The sequence below is a fragment of the Streptococcus koreensis genome (genome assembly GCF_003627135.1).
Lineage (GTDB): Bacteria > Bacillota > Bacilli > Lactobacillales > Streptococcaceae > Streptococcus > Streptococcus ilei.
Window position 1 is genome coordinate 217,366 of record NZ_CP032620.1, and the last position, 18,047, is coordinate 235,412.

Annotated in this window: 14 protein-coding genes; 2 read left to right on the forward strand and 12 right to left on the reverse strand. The window is 31.0% G+C overall.

From position 1 onward, the window contains the following. Window positions 1-19 precede the first annotated feature (19 nt). The 12 genes from D7D50_RS01180 to D7D50_RS01245 form a co-directional block, all read right to left on the reverse strand. Window positions 20-970 (reverse strand): helix-turn-helix transcriptional regulator, encoded by a 951-nt coding sequence (locus D7D50_RS01180; RefSeq protein WP_120701256.1) that lies wholly within the window; start codon window positions 968-970, stop codon window positions 20-22. A gap of 2 nt (window positions 971-972) precedes the next feature. Continuing rightward, complete coding sequence (locus tag D7D50_RS01185; protein WP_120701257.1) at window positions 973-2,325, reverse strand: hypothetical protein; 1,353 nt, start codon at window positions 2,323-2,325, stop codon at window positions 973-975. Between the two features lie 1,138 nt (window positions 2,326-3,463). Then, window positions 3,464-4,744, reverse strand: coding sequence for a hypothetical protein (locus D7D50_RS01200; RefSeq protein WP_120701259.1), 1,281 nt, complete (start codon window positions 4,742-4,744; stop codon window positions 3,464-3,466). A gap of 63 nt (window positions 4,745-4,807) precedes the next feature. After that, the gene (locus D7D50_RS01205; protein WP_120701260.1) at window positions 4,808-5,059 is read right to left on the reverse strand and encodes a hypothetical protein; all 252 of its coding nucleotides are present in this window, start codon (window positions 5,057-5,059) and stop codon (window positions 4,808-4,810) included. A gap of 48 nt (window positions 5,060-5,107) precedes the next feature. Continuing rightward, complete coding sequence (locus D7D50_RS01210; protein ID WP_120701261.1) at window positions 5,108-5,779, reverse strand: PIN domain-containing protein; 672 nt, start codon at window positions 5,777-5,779, stop codon at window positions 5,108-5,110. A gap of 90 nt (window positions 5,780-5,869) precedes the next feature. Further along, the gene (locus D7D50_RS01215) at window positions 5,870-7,447 is read right to left on the reverse strand and encodes a hypothetical protein (RefSeq protein WP_120701262.1); all 1,578 of its coding nucleotides are present in this window, start codon (window positions 7,445-7,447) and stop codon (window positions 5,870-5,872) included. Window positions 7,448-7,831: 384 nt separating this feature from the next. Then, the gene (locus tag D7D50_RS01220) at window positions 7,832-10,684 is read right to left on the reverse strand and encodes a DEAD/DEAH box helicase family protein (protein WP_120701263.1); all 2,853 of its coding nucleotides are present in this window, start codon (window positions 10,682-10,684) and stop codon (window positions 7,832-7,834) included. Window positions 10,685-10,687: 3 nt separating this feature from the next. After that, entirely contained in the window at window positions 10,688-12,772 is a 2,085-nt protein-coding gene (locus D7D50_RS01225) for a site-specific DNA-methyltransferase (protein WP_120701264.1), read from the reverse strand. Window positions 12,773-13,012: 240 nt separating this feature from the next. After that, the gene (locus D7D50_RS01230; RefSeq protein ID WP_120701265.1) at window positions 13,013-13,702 is read right to left on the reverse strand and encodes an XRE family transcriptional regulator; all 690 of its coding nucleotides are present in this window, start codon (window positions 13,700-13,702) and stop codon (window positions 13,013-13,015) included. 8 nt (window positions 13,703-13,710) lie between these two features. Continuing rightward, on the reverse strand, window positions 13,711-14,571 hold the full coding sequence (locus D7D50_RS01235) for an ImmA/IrrE family metallo-endopeptidase (RefSeq protein ID WP_120701266.1): 861 nt from the start codon (window positions 14,569-14,571) through the stop codon (window positions 13,711-13,713). 99 nt (window positions 14,572-14,670) lie between these two features. Beyond that, the gene (locus D7D50_RS01240) at window positions 14,671-16,041 is read right to left on the reverse strand and encodes a ComEC/Rec2 family competence protein (RefSeq protein WP_162614519.1); all 1,371 of its coding nucleotides are present in this window, start codon (window positions 16,039-16,041) and stop codon (window positions 14,671-14,673) included. A 5-nt stretch (window positions 16,042-16,046) separates the two neighbouring features. Continuing rightward, window positions 16,047-16,385, reverse strand: coding sequence for a helix-turn-helix domain-containing protein (locus D7D50_RS01245; protein ID WP_120701268.1), 339 nt, complete (start codon window positions 16,383-16,385; stop codon window positions 16,047-16,049). Window positions 16,386-17,256: 871 nt separating this feature from the next. On the opposite strand from D7D50_RS01245, the gene D7D50_RS01255 reads away from it, so the two are divergent. Together D7D50_RS01255 and D7D50_RS01260 are read left to right on the forward strand one after the other, a co-directional pair. Next, the gene (locus D7D50_RS01255; RefSeq protein ID WP_048789262.1) at window positions 17,257-17,553 is read left to right on the forward strand and encodes a hypothetical protein; all 297 of its coding nucleotides are present in this window, start codon (window positions 17,257-17,259) and stop codon (window positions 17,551-17,553) included. A 21-nt stretch (window positions 17,554-17,574) separates the two neighbouring features. Next, complete coding sequence (locus D7D50_RS01260) at window positions 17,575-18,045, forward strand: hypothetical protein (protein ID WP_049503788.1); 471 nt, start codon at window positions 17,575-17,577, stop codon at window positions 18,043-18,045. Window positions 18,046-18,047: the final 2 nt, after the last annotated feature.

The window sequence follows — 18,047 nt, forward strand, 5'->3', positions numbered from 1 at the left end:
AAAATATGTCCATGTCTTTTTATTTTTTATAATTTTTTAACATTTTTTCTAGGGAATTTTGTATACTATCAGCTAAACTTTGAGGATCTAATACTGTGATTTCATCTTCTTGTCCTAAAATCCATCTCTTAAGTCCTGGTGTATCCTGAGTTTCAATTCGAACGATCATATCTCCCTTATCACATGAAATAATTTCGTGATTTGGAAATTTATCAAAGACAATTTCCGGGATCCCTGTATAACGTAATTTTACATTAATTTTTTCTCCCTCGAAAGCGTCCACCTTTTGATTTCGAACTTCTCCATCTCGGTACTTAAATTTATGTGGAATCTCTGGTTTCTTTACATGAGATTCACTCAGATTCTCAATTCTATCAACACGAAACGTTGTATGCTTTCCATGTTTCAAATGATAAGCAACTAGATAAAAATAGTGGGCATCATAATAGAGAGAAACAGGAAAAATAATATGGCTTTTGGCATCTTTTAACGGGGCTTTATATTCTATTTCGAGCATTCGTTCCCTACGAATAGCTTCCGATAAGTTCCAAATCGTGTCAATTCTGTCCCTATCATTAGTCAGTGACTTATATCTAAAACGCTCACTGCTAATAATGGAAAATACCTCTTTTTTTTCTTCAATTGAGAGTAAAGCTAGAAGGCCTTCGAGTAATGAATATAGTTCTGATTTGTTTAGTGCACGATTTTCTAAAAGAATTTTTGAGATTACTAAAATATCCTTTTTATTAAAGATTGTTTTGCCAATCAAACGGTAAGTATTGTCTAAAGAATCGAATACAATCTCTAAACCTAAATGAGATTTTTCTTCGAGTGTTCCTTTCAATCTACTTATATCTCTTTGAATTGATTTGGGATCAACACCAAACTCTGTAGATAATCTTGCTTTTGACAGTCTTTCACCTGCTTGTAAACGAAGAAAAATTGTTAGTAGTCGCTCTTGAGAGTTCATCATTAGTCACCTGATTTTCCTGAACTATTTTTATCAATATCACCTCGGCGTAATACGTCAGAAATTTCCTTAAAAGCAGTTTGTTTTAGAGTTTTAAAAATATCTTTATAAATTTTATAATTTTTAATTGAAATTACATTCCCAGAAGTAATACCTCCACCTTCAGTTCTAGTTTGACGATAAAAAAATAATTTTTCTAAATTCTTTAGTGTATTTTGATTTTGAAATCCATAATTATTTTTTTCTTTTTTTGCTTCTTTAAATATAGATTTAAACAATTTCTCCCATGCTCTATCATATTTACGAAAAATAAAAACTGGTTTCTGAGATTTGTCATTTTTCTCCTCTAAATACTTATAAATTCTTCTCAAAACAATATAAGCACCTAAACGAGATAAGTCTGAGTTGAGTAGAATCTTTTTGCCAATACCATCATCACCTAATTTGGGATTTTTACATGAAAAAGGATAAATTTCTACATTACATATTTTTTCCGCGCGCTCTAATGCTTTATCTTTATTTTCTTGCTTTATAAATAGTTCTAAATTTTTGTCATTTCCAATTAATAATTCTTTGTAATAATTTTTGAAATAATAATAATCTTTTAAATCTGAACTATCTTTTACAAAACCATAGGTTTTATAATCCGAATCTTTAAAATTTTTAAACATTCTATCCAATTCAATTGCCAAAGGACTTTTTTTACAATTATAGATAATTTCTGTTATTTTTTCCTTAAAATCTTTCTTTTGTTCACTTTCCGTTAATTGATATCGTTCTTTTATTATATCTTTTATGGTTTCACTTTTTTCTTCCCGTTTAATAGCCGATTTAATATAAAATTCTTCCAGGCTTGCTCCTGCAAATTCTTCATCAATCTGATTATCCTCCCAATCTCCTAAGTACCCCCTCGGATTCTCCATACAGTGAAAGATCACAGCATTGTCAATATCTCCATGGAAATGGGTTGGAATTTGATAACGCATATTTACATGTTTACGTTGATCTTTAATTTCCTTTTTAATATCTTCATTACCCGGTTTCTTCCACTGCTTATCTGTATCTAAAATATCCAACCAAGAAAAATCCTTATTAGAATCAAAATCATAAATAGTATTTACAAATTTATCAATTAAGTCTATACCTACTCGTTGGTGCCAAGGACTAAACTCTTTTAAGAACTCATTCGCACCGTCATTAAGATGAAGATCCTTCCCATATTTATCTTTAATAACTTTAAAAAACTTTTCTAAATTATCTTTTAACTCTTTTGCTACTTTTTCTTCATCCTCACTTTGAAAAAACGAATCGCATAATTTATGTAACCCTTCTTTCATATCTTTATTATTTGACATAGTTTAATCCTCGCTTTTTTACTAATATTCTTTGCTTAACATCATTATAACACTAGTTATAGACAAAATACGTCCACTTTATTAATATTGTTTAAAATTTTTTATTCACCTCTTTTATTTAAAACAACTTTCCGAAAAAGACCTATTTTCCCGAAAGTAATTATTTGCTGTTATAATAGACATTTCTCCATTTTTCCGTTATAACAGACACTGATATTCTTGTAATATTATTTTGCTATAATTAAAATTATAGAAGGAGGCAAAGATTATGAGAAAAATAATAGGTATACTACTACTTTCGTTATCAATAACTACGTTAGTTACTTGATCTAAAAACAACTAACAATCTTTAGATGGTGAGTATTATTGGATCTCAAGCGAAAGAAACAAGTTGGCGTTTACTATAAAAGGAGAGAATGCTTCCATTGAGCATGGAGATGCTGACAGTTTTACCATTAACAAGCAAAAGAATATGATCGAATTAACTGGATAAAATATTGCAAGTCGAACAGAAGAATATTCATTTAAAGATGGGGTCTTTTCTGTTGATATGAGTGGAGCTAAGCACGACTACTATCCTAAAGGTAGCGATACCAATAAATACACTCTAAAACAATATAGATATAAATAACATTAGTCACACTTATTTTACCGAATAGGTGTTTTTTTGTGCTAAATAGATTACTTCAAAAAAATATTAAGCTTATTATTAACCGATTGGCTTATATTTCATGCAAATTAGTTTAATAAAAGAGTTTGGATTATATTTTATTGTACAATGGATTCATGAATAATTTAAAAGAAACAAATATCAGAAAAGCTGTTTGGCATATTAGACGTCACCTAAACGAACTATTGAATTCACAAGATGAAAATTATAGAAAACGTGAAATGTTTCATCTAAGATCTAGTATTGATTGTTTAGAACGTGTAATGAACAATGAAAAACCCTATCCACCTTTGGATAGGGAAAATGTGTTTTAATTATTTACAACCTTCTAAAAAACATTTTGCAAAGTATTGCTTTCACAATTTGAAAAAATACTAAATGTCAATTATCAACAAACTTTCTTCTGCTTTGTTTAATTCAAAAAGATTACTTTCTTATAAAAATTGTGGAAGCTAAATTCCTAAAAGCTTAGTATTCATCAACCCATGTCTGCCCATCCTCTAATTTAAATCCGTTAGCCTCAGCAGTTGCTATCTTTTCAGCAGAAGCATTTTGGCCTTCAGATAAATTTCTAATATGCTTACTAGCGTGATGTGAGCCAGCTTTTTCAACAACTTCTTCTTCAACTACTTCATACTCTGATTGATAACTAGACGTGTAACCAGAATCACTTATATAGGTATTAGCTTCTTGATTTGAGTTATTTTTTACCAAAAATGTAGCAACACCAGCACATATAGAAAACACCGTCTCTGGGTTATTTGCCATCCATTTTATTGTATGACTACCAACTTTCTTAGCTACCTCAATGCCATTGCTACTTATCATCATAGCTTTACGCCATAGTCTATTGATTTTCCTGCTCCCATCTTTGACATCAGATCTCGCTAATTTAATTCTTTCTTCATTTTCTAAGTCAGAATCAATATTATGATCTACCACACTAGTATCTTCTACTTGTAGGTCAAAAATAATTTTCGATTCATTTGAAAATACTAACCAATCTAAGGTTCGACTATTTAAAAATTCCCCACTATATATCTTTTCTTTCAAGTTTTTAACATCAATTTCCTTAATTCCAAGATCAGTCTCTGTACTTGGATAGATCTCAAATTCTATAAACTTTAAATAGTCAGAAATAACCTTTAGAATATCTTCCTTATTCCAAGTCGTTGCTATTGCCTGTTTTTTAGGAAACTGCATTTTCAATTCATCAAACTGTTCTCTTTGTTTTTTTGTTAGCTGTCTCAATCCTTCTTCAGTAGTTAAAATTCCATCTATATCAACCATAGGTATTTCATATCTATTTTGAACTATCTTTTTCCATTGGTTAAAAACATAGGTGCTACTACCACTTTTTACATCAGGACCGGGTACTGCTTTGAAATCATTACCAATCTTTATTATGTGAAGAAGATCAGCTTTTGAAGATGGATCTGGATTAGTAATTGTCATCACAACTGAACCTTTATTTTTTAGAGCGTTGTATTCTGCACAAACTAACCACTCAGTTAATATGCCGCGAAACAAACTTAAATCATTACTCCCATTCCTTTCCCTTAACAAAACTAAACCTTTTGATAAACTCTGAGGTGTCCTTACAATTTTATCAATCACTTCGTCAGTATAATTTTTAGTAGAATACTTCTTAACAGCATCCTTAACACATTCAATCATTTCCTCAGGAATCACATATTCAGCATTTAGTAAGTCAACAATTTGTTCTCGCTTTTCAATTGACATTTCCATTTTCTCACCCCAAAATTAATTATTTCTTTTCATAGATTATTTAATAAATTTATCAACTCCTCATCATTTATCATTGTTTTCTTCTTTGGTTAAATTGACAATAGTATATGCATTAACTATCCCTATCTTATACCTCTTGTTAATCATTTTTACTACATCAGAAAAGCTTCCCTCATTATTCTTTATAAAATCAATTTCTTTTCCACCATTATTAATGATATATTGTGTAAACTTGTTTTTTATAATGTATTTTTTCCATAATAAATATACAACAAGAAAAATTAACAAAATAATTAAATAAGTTTGAAAGATCATAATCCCCTCCTGTAATTGAAAAGTTGGCCATATCATGTGTATGGCTTATTAAATGAATTTTAAAATTTTTGGAGCATATTTAGCGGCGACTGCTCCTAGACAAAATCCGGTTAAGGCATATAAAATTTTTGAACTTTTATCTTCAACAATACTGGTAACCTTTTGTTCTTCAGATAAATTTACTTCTTCTATTTTATCTTTTTCACTAATAACGCGACTTTCAAAATCTGTTTGCCCTTTATGCAACAATCCATTTTGAGAAATATAACATACGGAAATTTTTTCTCCAAAACAAGAATTTAAATTATTTAAATTATAAGCATCCACACTTAACTTTTTATCGTTCGTAATCAATAATTGACTAAATTCAGTTTTTCCCATTGTCAGACGTGATAACAATTCTGAATCTGCAAAAGCCTTCTCAGCGTCCAAATTATTTAAATTCTCATCTTCAAAAATAAATAAATCACAAAATTCCTTAAATAAATCAATAACACCTTGCGCTTTAAATTGCTTAGATTCTATTTTTGAACTTAGATGCTTAACAATCTCTAAACAAACCTCCCTAGTAACAATTATTTTCTTATTATACTTTATTAAATATTGTTGGTAGTTATCTAAAAACATCCTAAGATCTTGGACATTCATAAGTGACGACGTATCAATATATATTATGTCGTTACAACGGACTAATAAATTTACATATTCTAAATTTGTCATTAGAGGGATCCTCCTTAAGTTTATAAAATAATTATATTTAATAAACTTGAGGAGAACAAGTCGGTTTGGGACTTTTTGGTCCCGATAAAATTATAATTCATAAATTTTTTTGAAATCTGAAATTTTTAATTTTAGTTTTATAACTTCTTCAATATCATTAATTCCTAGTTCATAGGCTGTAATCAAATCTTCTCTAGTTAAAATTATTTTATTATTTTCAATTTCAAATATAGCCTCTTCTTTTTTGCAAACTATTTCGGAATATTTTTCCTCTCCAAGATAGGTCCCGATCTCAATACCGTCATTCAAACCTAACTCTTCTGCAAAAGGATCATATTCTTTGTATACAGGGAATGTATTTTCTTTTTCGAAACATTCAAACTCATTTTCAACTTTAAAAAAATAGAAAATCATATTCGGATCGTCCCCTAATAAATCCTGAGAGTCACGAATAAACTGTTTCCTCCTCTTTATGTTATTGAGTAATTCTTCAAGACTTTTTTTCATTTCTGTAAAATACGATAAATAACTATATTCCACTTCAAAATAATATTTGAAGTTTTTTTTACAGTATTCTTTAATTTCTTCTATAGAATAAAAAGTTTTAAGTACTAATTTATGACTATCCTGTTTATGAGAATAATATTGGTTAAATTCATTTACAGATAGGTATTCTTTCATAAACATGCTATTCTTACATATTGAAAACTTAAACTCCCCATTTGAGATTTCTGCATAAAAATATTCACTCCTCTCTGGGATGTTGTAATTAAATTTTTCCCCATATACAACTATAATATCATCTTTCAATTTTGCACTTTTTCTAAATCCCCAATTTTTTGTATCATACACAACTTCGTAACATTTACTTAATTCTCGTTTGTTTGAATCATCTAAAATATACTCGTATTTTTTTTCTAGATCTGCTTCCGGCTTTATATAAGTTGGAAATTTTCCCTCATATTTTAATTCAAATACATCCTCTGTTTTACTTTTTTTAATTAGATGATGTATTTTATTATTATCCAAAACTTTTATTTGTGTAGTCACACTATAGTTATCAGGTTTATAATAAATACCTAGTGATGAGTAATACTTCTCACGTTCAGAATACTCTTCTGAAATAATATCTTCTATTCTATCATTCGGTACTATAATTTTAGCCTCTTTAGTTTTTGTTTTATTAGATAAACGTAGCAACGAAAACTCATTTAGTTTTAAGGTATCGTTAACTAATTTTACACCCCTACTTATGTAGTCACGATCATTTTCTTTCCCTACATTTCCTTCTAAAGCCTGCATAATAAAAAAATCTCTACATCCTTCAGTAAAATCTAAACCTGGCATATCATCGTAATAAAATAGCGCTTTATTCGTTTCTTCAACTGAGCAAAATAATGCTGCACAAATAGCTATTATACAGTCCCTAGGTTGATTTGGCTTACTCTTATTTAATATTTTTCTAAACATTTCATAATCAATGCCTACTCTTTCACTTAATTCTCTCGTTTTCACCCGAATTTCGCCACTTTTACTTAATTTTCCATCTGATAAGACTCTAATATAATCAACAAAAGATATATCATGTTCCTTCCTTACAACTTTCTTTGAAGCTATAGGCTCTAACTTCTCATTATTTGAATAAGGAAGTTGTTTATTTTCATTCATTTTATAATTTCCTTTCGGTTTTATAAATTGATTATAGCGTATTTTTTCAATTTAAATAATTATTTTTGGGACTTTTTAATCCCAAAACAATAACGAGGTTATAAACTTTAAATTTAGAAGTTAACACAAAAATATCTGATATTCAAAAATTAAAAATTAGTTAGATTTAAAATGATGGGGATTCGAATAATTAATTTATCTCAAAATTGATTTTTACTCTTTTCAATCTTCTCAACAAATTCTATTCTACCATTTAAAAAAATAAGAACAAAAAATGCGCAAATTAGTTAAAACTTGCGCTTCTTATAATTTGATAAATATTATTTGTTATCTTTCCAGAAAATTTATTGCTAACATAACAAACAATAACATAGACTTGTAAAATTATTTTTTAGAGCTCTCATACATTCCATCTGTTTCAAATAGATGCATGAGTTCTTCATCGGTTTGAGCTTGTATTACTTTATCACGAATACCCATCTTAGACATATCAAGTCGTCTAAATCTTTTAACTCCTGTTGCGTCCTTCCCTTCTCGTATAAGTTCAATACGTCCCACACCAGGGTTTTGTCTGGCATATTCTGCTAACCCTTTTGCTTTCGGAAGGTTATCTTTATATTCTGGATTATGGGGTTCTAATAAATCAATAATCAATTCATTATCAAAATTCTCATCTTTTCTAACAATTATAAAGTCAGGGTACATTGGCCTTTTTTTACCGTTTAATTCATAAGGTATACAAAGTGCCCATGATGCTCTTGGTGAGTTTCTAATCCAACAAATAAAATCGTCTTTTTCAAATTCTTCTCTAAGAACACCTTCCTCCCAACTATTTAACTTAATTGTAGTAAATCCATTATCATTAACGAATAAATGATTGTTATATTTTTTTCCGCCTTCATTTAAGGATACTGTAATAATTTCAGGGAGTCGAAAATTATGTTTACTTACAATATCTCCGTCAGAAACAATTCTCTCATATTGTTTACGTAATTTTTCATTTAGTTTTGGAATATGCCTACGCCACATATCATTTAATTCATGAAACGTTTCTTTGGCATATACGTTTAATTTAGCAATACAATCACTATCTGTCGAAAAAAGAATTATATCTATTTTAAGATTATTAATATGATCTGTTCCAAAGAATGTATTAAGATAAATATTTCCAATCCCCTCATTTCCTAATCTTGCTTCTGCGATTCTATATTGTCTGTCTATATCAATATCAGTCGAAACAAACGAACTACTGAATAAATCTGACTCAAATTCTACCGTCTCTCCAAAAGCATCAAAAACTTGTGTGCCAAGCTTAAATTCTTTTGCATCTTCTACAAGACTATTATATTCACCTAGTTCATGCAATTTGTCAATATATGAACGAATCATATTTACGATATCTTTCTGAATGTTTTCAGTGGCTTTTTCGTCGAGTCCTGATTGTACTAATAGTCTGCCCATACTATAAAGAGATTTTAAATAGTCATTAATTCGTACATCACGAACATTGTATGTGAGCAGACCAGCCTCATTAATAATTTTAACAATTGCTTCACGGTCGAGAACGAGCTCAACTTCATTATTTTCTGAACTTTTTTCGCTAGATAAAAAATCGTTATGCGTGACTAGTGTTTTTTCCTGAGTAACTATTTGGGTAGTTTCATAATTAGACTTGTTTTTATCATCAACTATTTTTTTTCGAGTCACCTCTATATGGCTTTGCTCCTCGCTCTCATCCGAAATCAAAGTTCCAGTTAGATGCTCTTTATTTGTAACTGAATCATTAACATTATCAAAAATTGAAAGTTGACCATCAGGAATTTTATTTTTCTTATCATATCCAGATTTTGGACGTACAGTTAGTGTTTCAAAAGTTCTATTATTTATATCTTCCCCTGAAATATCAGTAGGAATGTCTCCACCTTCTGTTGCCTGCAGATCTTCAATAACTTTGTTCACGGATTCTATATCAAAATAGGGTAGGTAAAGATGGACATCGTTTAGTATATCATCAACCTGTATATGCATCTGCATTGGAGTTCTTATCATACGTCCTAGGAGTTGTGCAATATAAGTTGAATCCTTTGCAGGCCTGAAACTCATCATTGTTTCAGCTCTCGGACAATCCCATCCAGTTGATAAATTTTCTTTAAAGAAAACAACTCTAATTTTTTTATCATCAGAAATACGAGAAGGCTCCATAAAAGGAACTTCTAGCCCAGCAATAGTTAATGATGACTCTGTCTGTCCAAAAGTGTGTACAACTTCTCCAATTGTAAATTTTATTCCAGTTCTTTCTTGTATATTCTTTAAACAAGTATCCAAATCCGTCTTTGAAATACACTCACTATTTCCATTTTCAACCTGCACAACGAATATTGGGTTGACCTGAGCATAATGCTGTTCATAGCAATATTGATACCAATGATCGCATTTTATTTTCCAATCATCAGTTGCTGCTTGAAATACTGCCATATCCTTACTTACTGAAGACTCCTCTGAATATGAGATAATTATTCTATCCTTCAGGAGACCAGAGGCACGAACTTCATCAGCAGTTACAACAACATTGTGTATAGTAGAAGTTGTCCCCTTCACTAAATTGTTAAATCTTTCTGTAGTAGCTGACATACCAATTACAAGTGGCATTGGATTGAGTCCATCACTCTCACTTCCTTTGAGGAATTTTTGCATAATCGTCGTAGCTTTTCCAGCCTCAACTCCCTGCATTCCTCTATGAGCTTCATCAATAATAAAATAAAGATGATTTGTTTTTTTGTTAACAGTATTTTGCAATGTTTCCCAAATAGTGTACTGACGCTTATCACTTCTTTTTGTTAAATTACTACTTCTAGAAAGTTTTTGTGTATTTAGAAAGTATATATGGCCATCTTCTAACACTTCACTATCAAAATCCTCATCAGAAATAGTAACCGTCTTTCCTAATGTAATTTTATCAGCTTTCAAATCAATTTTTACTTTTGATTGTTCATTCAATTCTGGAGAGTCAGACAACCAAACAAATATTGCCTCAGGTTGTTCTGGATATATTCCACTTCCACAATAGATATCCTCTATTAATGCCGCCATAATTATCGTCTTCCCTGCTCCCGTTGGAGCAGTAAAAGATATTACTTGGGGAGTACGAGTTCTTTGATAAGATCCCATGGCCTCTTCAACATTCATACGTAAATTATTAAGTGCTTTCTGTTGAAATGAGAATAAATTAACTTTCATTTTTTACCTACCTGTATTAATACGAAAATTGTCTAAATAGTCCCTATACAATTGATAAGTTGATCTAGTTTTAAGCTGCATGGACATTTCTCTATATCCTGTATCAGAGTCTGTCACAATAAAAACCGTTTGTATATTTTTATCTTTATTTACTTTATCAACAAAAGATGGAAATTGTTTCTCATCTACAAGTACAGCAAAACCATTCTCTGGTAAAATTAACATTGACGGGATGGAATGTTCGTTTAAATTTGGAAAATGACCTACACAATTTGTTTTCATCCAAAGTACTGGTAGCAATTCCTTAAACTGTCTCCCCAATGCGACCGAGTCTTTATCTAAAAATCCAAGTTTAAAATATGCTACATTAGACTCAAATCCTTTACATATTTCTAAATTACTTCCCACATATGAACCTTGCAAAAGGTGCCCATTTATATCATTTCCTTTAATTGAACAAACTGTTCTTGGCCAAGTAACATATCGAGCAATCCCTAGCGACTCCCATTCAGTATCACCTGGTTTAAATCCGCTTTTTGTCAATCTCTTCGCTTCTGATTCTGATACTTCGTTATTTGTAACTAAAATACAACGACGATTCCCTCCATCTAGGGCATTAAGTAAATTAACTGCATGTAAAGTCGTTCCAGATCCTGCAAAAAAATCTAAAATTAATGCGTTAGGTTTTTTTGCAACAAAAAAATTGATCGCATCATATGTAGAGTACAGAGATTTTGGATAAGTAAATCTTTTCTCTCCTAAAATTTGTTGAATCAGCGTGGAACCATTCTCACTTGCACTGTGAGAAGACTGATTCCAGACAGACATAGGTCTTATTTCATCGGTCTTGCCTAAAATTACAACGCCTTCATCATCAAAGCCAGAAATATCAATTTTACCTTCATCAATTTTTTTCAATACACCTCTTGACAGATAAGAAATTGATCTTTTTTTCGTTTGAGAGTTATATTTACCAAACTTCACATAACCGTTTAACATTCTTTCTTTTAACGTGTCTTGTGATAATTGCCATGTTCTCTCATCATTTTTTTTCCCTAATGGAAATATCGCGTACGTCCCTTCTGGGGGAGTAACATCACTTCTTTTTTTATCTAGTGGTAAAGATTGACCAGTAGAGTGAAATTTATGGTCTTTTTCATTAAAGAAAATTGGGTAAAATAGGGTAGGCGATTCATGTCTTCTACTATTAGAGCCTGATCTTTGTAAACTTGCCCATCTAACTTTTTTTGGCTCATCTAGAGTTTTATTTAACATATCCTGATTATTTGGTACTACCTTAGAATCTTTTATGTAGACGAAAAAAATATATTCTTCAACTCGAGAAAAACCAAAATCCCTTGCTACTCCTTTTGGATTAATAACATCTGTTACCATTTGTATTTTTGATCCCGCAAAAATCTCTTCTAACAAACACCCTAAGTGCAGGTACTCTTTCTCATCAATAGTAACAATTAATACAGAATCTTTAGGATTAAGCAATTGTTTTGCTAATTTTAGACGTTTTTCCATCATAGAAAGCCATTTGCTGTGACGATAAGCATCTTTACTGTCCACATAGTCATTATTATACTTCCAGTCTCTAGCACCTGTATTATACGGTGGATCTATATATATGCAATCAATTTTTCCTGTATATAAATATTTTAACAATTGAAGTGCATGATAATTATCTGCTTCAATAAGAGTATGCCATAAACTATTACTAGGGGCATTTTCTATTTCATCAATTGGCTTCAAATAAGGATAAATTGGATCCCCAAACTCTGCAATACAAGTTAATTCACCAACTTTAAATTTGTGAACCTCTCTAGTTACTATGTGTATACATTTTGCCTCATTGTCTTTGATATCTTCTACAACATAAATATCAGTAATTTTTTTATTATTCAATGCTACTTTTTTTCCAATTTCGATTGGAATATCATATAGTGGCGTACACTCAAAAGTATGTTCCTCGAACACTAGTCCAAATTTCTTTTGTTTAGAAAGTCTATAAACCTCCTCACTGATTTTACGTCTGAGATTCTCATCCTGTATTTGATTTATCAAATCTTTTAAAGCAGCCATATTTTCTCACAATCTTTAAAATTATATTTCTATTATATCACGGAATATATAATAGATCGTTATTTAATTAAGAACTTTCTTTATTCTTATATTTTAGCTTCATTAACAATTTCATACCTTATAAATGATATAATTACCAATCTATAGTTCATAAACTTCTTTTACTATGATTATAAATTTAAAATTCAAATTATTGAATGCTGTTATAGGAGAAACTCTACGTAATTAACAAACCATTAGTCACTGGCTACAAAATGGAATAAAATTTCCTACAATAATACCCACAATTCTAGGATCTTCATCATACGAAAGAAAAATATCTTTATAGTTTGGATTGATAGAAACCAGCCTTAAGCCAAGCTCCTCTCGATAAACTCGTTTAATATAAGTCTGGCTATTGCAGACTACTGCATAAACTGCTCCATCATAATCAAATCCTGTCTCACGAATGAGAGCCACAGAGCCATTTTGATATTTGGGCTCCATTGAGTCACCAGAAATCCATGAGGCGAAATCATGGGTTAGTTCTTCATTAAAATAAACAGTATCATAGTTCTGATCGCTATAAACCGATGAGCCAATACCTGCAGACATTTTTTCGTAAACATGATATTCGTATAGTTTTTCTGACATTGAAACAATGTTCTTACATTTTTCTTTTTGAACTAGTCCTCTGACATAACTAAGTGCATTATTCTTACCTTCATCCGATAAAGTATTATATAGTCGGATGATTTCGACCTCTGTAAAATAACCTTTTGGAACATTTAGAATCTGCTCCAAAAGCTTTAATTTTTTTCTAGATGGTTGTTTTATTCCACGCTCCCATGCAGAATAGGCCTGGTAGGTAATACCTAATTGATCTGCAATATCTTTTTGAGTCATTTTTAGCTCTTTTCTACGAGCTTTTAGTTTTTCTGGTTGGTACATCATTTACCTCACATTAACAATAATTTCAATTCAGCTTTTTGTTTTGCTTCTTTGTCTGTTAGCTTATTTTTATCCCAAACATAAGCTATTGATTTTCCTCTATCATAAATGAGCCATACTCTTAAATTATTACAGTAAGTCTTTATTGTTTTCCAATTCTCTTGATCTAGAAGTTCCGGATATTCTTGACTAGTCACGAAGCCTTTTTTGATCACTGATTGCTGAATCTTATTGATTAGAGAAGTCTGATAGTTGTTGAACTCCTTTATAATCTGTTTTTTGACACCGTGAAACAAAAGGAGTAGTGTGGCATTTTGTCCATCAATATAAGCATCGATAGCCTGCTTAATGGTACTTTCTTTTCTAGGATAATATTCTCTAAGAAGATCTAAAAGGCGAAAGAACAATGCCTGTTTTGAGACATCGAGGCTATTTTGAATGTGTTGAAAGGTGTCGCAACTATAATAAATCTTTGACAACAAAACAATGTCAGGCATTAATACTACAGCAGAGAAAATATTCGCTTCTCGCTCTAGTAGGTTCTCCTGATTATCAATAGATTCTGCAAAATAATTACCTTCATGCTTAAGTATGAAATGTCCTAGTTCATGGCACAGAGTGAAATTTTGCTTTACGATTGGATTATCTTTTTCAAAAGAAAAACTAATACCTAATTCATCAATAACAGTTAATCCTTCAATCTTATGATTTGAGAAGTGGTGACTAATCACTTGAATCTGATATTTCTGAATACAATGTTGAAAGAAGTAGTTGAAATTATAATTTAGTAATGAAATGTCATGATCCTTCATATACTGATATAACACGTGTTTTGTAGACTTACTTATTCTTGTATACAATTCATCCAAAGAATCCTACCTCCATTAAGTGTAAATTACAAAGCTAAACCTATTTGGTTGAGTATGTTGTGTAAAAAAGGTGGACAAATGTCCACTGTTCGTATAAAACTATATATAGTATGTTATCGAATTCCCTTCATTACAACGAAGCAAAGAATTACCAATTTTATTTAAATCCGTAATTACTTCATTAGATGGGTGTTTATACGGATTTGAAGATCCAGATGAATTGAGAAAAATGTTTGCACATGGAAAATCTATTAATACATTTTTATTCCAATTATTTTTGGCCCCGTGGTGTGGAATTAAAAAACATAGCACATCTTTACATTCATCTTTATAGTATCTTTTAAAATCATTATATCTTTTAGGTTGTTTAAGAGAAATATCACCTGTCAATAAAGTTCCAGTTATTCTTTCGAAAGAGAAATGTTGCTTAAAAAAAATTTTTGGGTTATCTTCACTCTCAATAATATAAATATCATTATATTTTTCTACAGGTGAATGAAATAGGCACAAACTAGATTGATTTTGTTTAGAGTTCCCATAACTACTTGAGCAATATTTATTGTATATTTTTTTTAACGATTCTTTTATACTTTCAGACTGTAGAGTCCCATCTAGTTTTAACAACAAATCGCCTAAATTTTTTCCACCTACTTTATGTATAAGATTATTAATTTCTTTCTTTATATTTGCTGAAGACTCAGTTTGTTTCAAATAAGTATTATAAAACTTAAACTTCCATTTATTTTTAACAAAGATAGTTGAACCATTTAATATACCTGTTTTTGTATTAGGCAGATATAACTCTTCATCTTCTAATTCTGAGGTTTTAATATTATTAAATTCATAAGTTTGTTCTTCATCATTTTCCATATGTTTAGTATTAACAAGTATAATTTCATCAACTTTTTTCTCCATATCTATCCCATTACCATATACCAGAGCTAAGAAAAGTAAATAATTTTTATTTTCATCATTATAAGGTAAAAAAATTTTTCTGACTTTACTTACTTCTTTCAATAACTTAGGTATACCATTAACATGATCATCATCAAAATGAGAAATAATTAACATATCGAGTATTATATCTTTAGAATACTGTTGACTTATGTAATCATCGACAACATCATTAATATTAATGCTGCCCCCCCCACAGTCATAAACAAAGTTAAAGTTACATTCTGTCTTAATATTTCCAGAATAAAATAGTCCTTGTCCCACTGGCCATAGTTGGAATTTTGAAAAAATATATTCATAGTGATTAAAACATAATTCCGGATGATCAGATGAATTTATTTCTGCAACCATTAGTCCTTTTACCTCTGGAAATGGCATCGTCTTCATTATTGTGGTCATTTCTTTGTGATTAAAACGTAATTTCGGATGATCAGATGAGTTTATTTCTGCAACCATTAGTTCTTTTACCACTGGAAGTGGCATCGTCTTCATTATTGTGGTCATTTCTTTAGTCATCCTTCTCAACCTTTCTTAAATTTTAATTTCCGTTCTTCCATAAAAGCTATAAGCTCTTTTTTAAATACTTCTTTCTCTTCATCAGTCAAACCTTTTGAATTCATACGGAAAAGCAATTCAATATTGTCTAAATCATCCGAATTTTCTTCTGAGTTTCCAACTAAATAGTCAACTGAAACATTCAAAACTTGAGCGATCTTCACTAAATTATCTTGTGTTGGCTTTTTCTTACCTCTTTCCCAATCTGCATATGAAGACTGACCGATTCCTATTTTTCCGGCCAGTTCAACTTGTGTTAGACTAGCCTGCTTCCTAAGCTCTTTTAAGCGTTCTGAAAATTCCATTTTTAACCTCTGAAAAATCTTTAATTATTTTCAAATAACCCCTTGACAAATATCGCTTTTGGCGATAAAATATAAATATAGCTGGTAGCGATATTGCGACTAAAAATAATAATCCCTACCAAATGAGATCATTGACAATTAAATAAAAAGTGCGTCTGACAACCAGAGGACTGATTATCAAATCACACAATTAACTTAGCAACTTTATTGTAATATATTTGATAGGTAAAGTCAAGTCCGTTTGTGGTTGAAGTGAAGATAGAAAACAAGATTCAATCCCTGTGGGCTTCCACGCATTTCGGACTTTCGCACTTTTCCGAATAGTAAAGTGAACTGGCTTCGCCAAAGGGCGTAAGAGAATCTTTTGGGCATGATGATGACTCCCCAATGAGATTGGCTGGGAAAGCGATGGTAATTGACGCAAAGCACCTTGCTAAACGTTGCCACCGTGAAGGAGGGATCCTTCAACCAAATAACTTTTCTTTACTGCAGTCTATCATTGTTGATAGACCTACTCTCAAGCTACTAAGTTCTTTCCTTTTTTCACTTAGTAGCTTTTTTACTTATTACAATAAAGGAGAACTCTATGACAAACTTTTTTCGCACTACAATGTAAACGACTCTATGAAAACTATCTATTTACCTATGGGATGTTTGCTAGTTCAGAAAGTCTACTAGCTAAACTATATAGTCAAGCCCTGGTAGATATCGATCATTTGGTCTCTAAGGCAAAAGAAACAGGATTTGCTTATGGGGATATTGATCTTTATAGTCGCATGTATAAACGTAAAATTTTTAATCACTATTACTCAAGAGTTAAGAAACTAGCTTAACTCTTTTTCTTTTACTCAACATTTGAAAGGAGAATCCTATGATTCCAGAAACACTAAAAATGAAACCAGAATTTATTGGTCAAGCTTATTATGAAAAATTGGGGAAAGCTCCTCAGTCTGTATTTGGTAAAAAAGGAAAATACCAACGTCACATTCTAAACAGTGCAGAGCACGGCGCCTTTCATGTCATCACACCAGCCTCTACAACGGTCTTTCCAGAAGATGCTCTAGTAGAAGCGGTTAACCCAATCTTTTTCTCAGACACTATTTTAAATGGTAAGAATGTTGCACCTTACCGCAATGTTTTTGCGGAAAAATTGGTACTTAAAAAATAAGAAATAAAAGGAGAAAATCACATGGCTAAAATTGGATTAAACTACGGAGAAAAACTACAAATTGCGGATAAAACTTATCGTGTCATCACAGAGGGACTGGATGTCCCGGCAATCCTTGGAAAACTGACTTTCCGAGGCATTGAAGGTCCTGAAGTCATCTTTGAAGTAGATCAATCGCAACGAAATCCTGACGGATCATTTGTCCAAGTCAATACAGGCGAGATCCGTGGAATCGTTGTAGGGATTCATTCCTCTGTCCAGCACGAAACCCTCTTTTTCACTATCGCAGATATGTCCGAGTCTGAAATTGAAGATCTGGGAATTAAATACCGAGAAGAAGTAGAATTAGAAGATATTGTTGTCGCCCATATTCACGTGAATAATCGGGATATCTTTAAACTCTTCGCCTCAAAAATCAAAAAGAAAGCGGGAGCCACTCCAGTCAAGGAAACTAAGGAAGTAAAACAAACAGAAAACAAGAAAGATAATTAGGG

Coding starts and splice junctions, on each gene's coding strand:
- D7D50_RS01225 (WP_120701264.1), bottom strand. CDS start 12,772: ATGGCTGCTTTAAAAGATTTGATAAATCAAATACAGGATGAGAATCTC.
- D7D50_RS01180 (WP_120701256.1), bottom strand. CDS start 970: ATGAACTCTCAAGAGCGACTACTAACAATTTTTCTTCGTTTACAAGCA.
- D7D50_RS01215 (WP_120701262.1), bottom strand. CDS start 7,447: ATGAATGAAAATAAACAACTTCCTTATTCAAATAATGAGAAGTTAGAG.
- D7D50_RS01200 (WP_120701259.1), bottom strand. CDS start 4,744: ATGGAAATGTCAATTGAAAAGCGAGAACAAATTGTTGACTTACTAAAT.
- D7D50_RS01205 (WP_120701260.1), bottom strand. CDS start 5,059: ATGATCTTTCAAACTTATTTAATTATTTTGTTAATTTTTCTTGTTGTA.
- D7D50_RS01220 (WP_120701263.1), bottom strand. CDS start 10,684: ATGAAAGTTAATTTATTCTCATTTCAACAGAAAGCACTTAATAATTTA.
- D7D50_RS01255 (WP_048789262.1), top strand. CDS start 17,257: ATGATTCCAGAAACACTAAAAATGAAACCAGAATTTATTGGTCAAGCT.
- D7D50_RS01230 (WP_120701265.1), bottom strand. CDS start 13,702: ATGTACCAACCAGAAAAACTAAAAGCTCGTAGAAAAGAGCTAAAAATG.
- D7D50_RS01185 (WP_120701257.1), bottom strand. CDS start 2,325: ATGTCAAATAATAAAGATATGAAAGAAGGGTTACATAAATTATGCGAT.
- D7D50_RS01240 (WP_162614519.1), bottom strand. CDS start 16,041: ATGACTAAAGAAATGACCACAATAATGAAGACGATGCCACTTCCAGTG.
- D7D50_RS01210 (WP_120701261.1), bottom strand. CDS start 5,779: ATGACAAATTTAGAATATGTAAATTTATTAGTCCGTTGTAACGACATA.
- D7D50_RS01245 (WP_120701268.1), bottom strand. CDS start 16,385: ATGGAATTTTCAGAACGCTTAAAAGAGCTTAGGAAGCAGGCTAGTCTA.
- D7D50_RS01260 (WP_049503788.1), top strand. CDS start 17,575: ATGGCTAAAATTGGATTAAACTACGGAGAAAAACTACAAATTGCGGAT.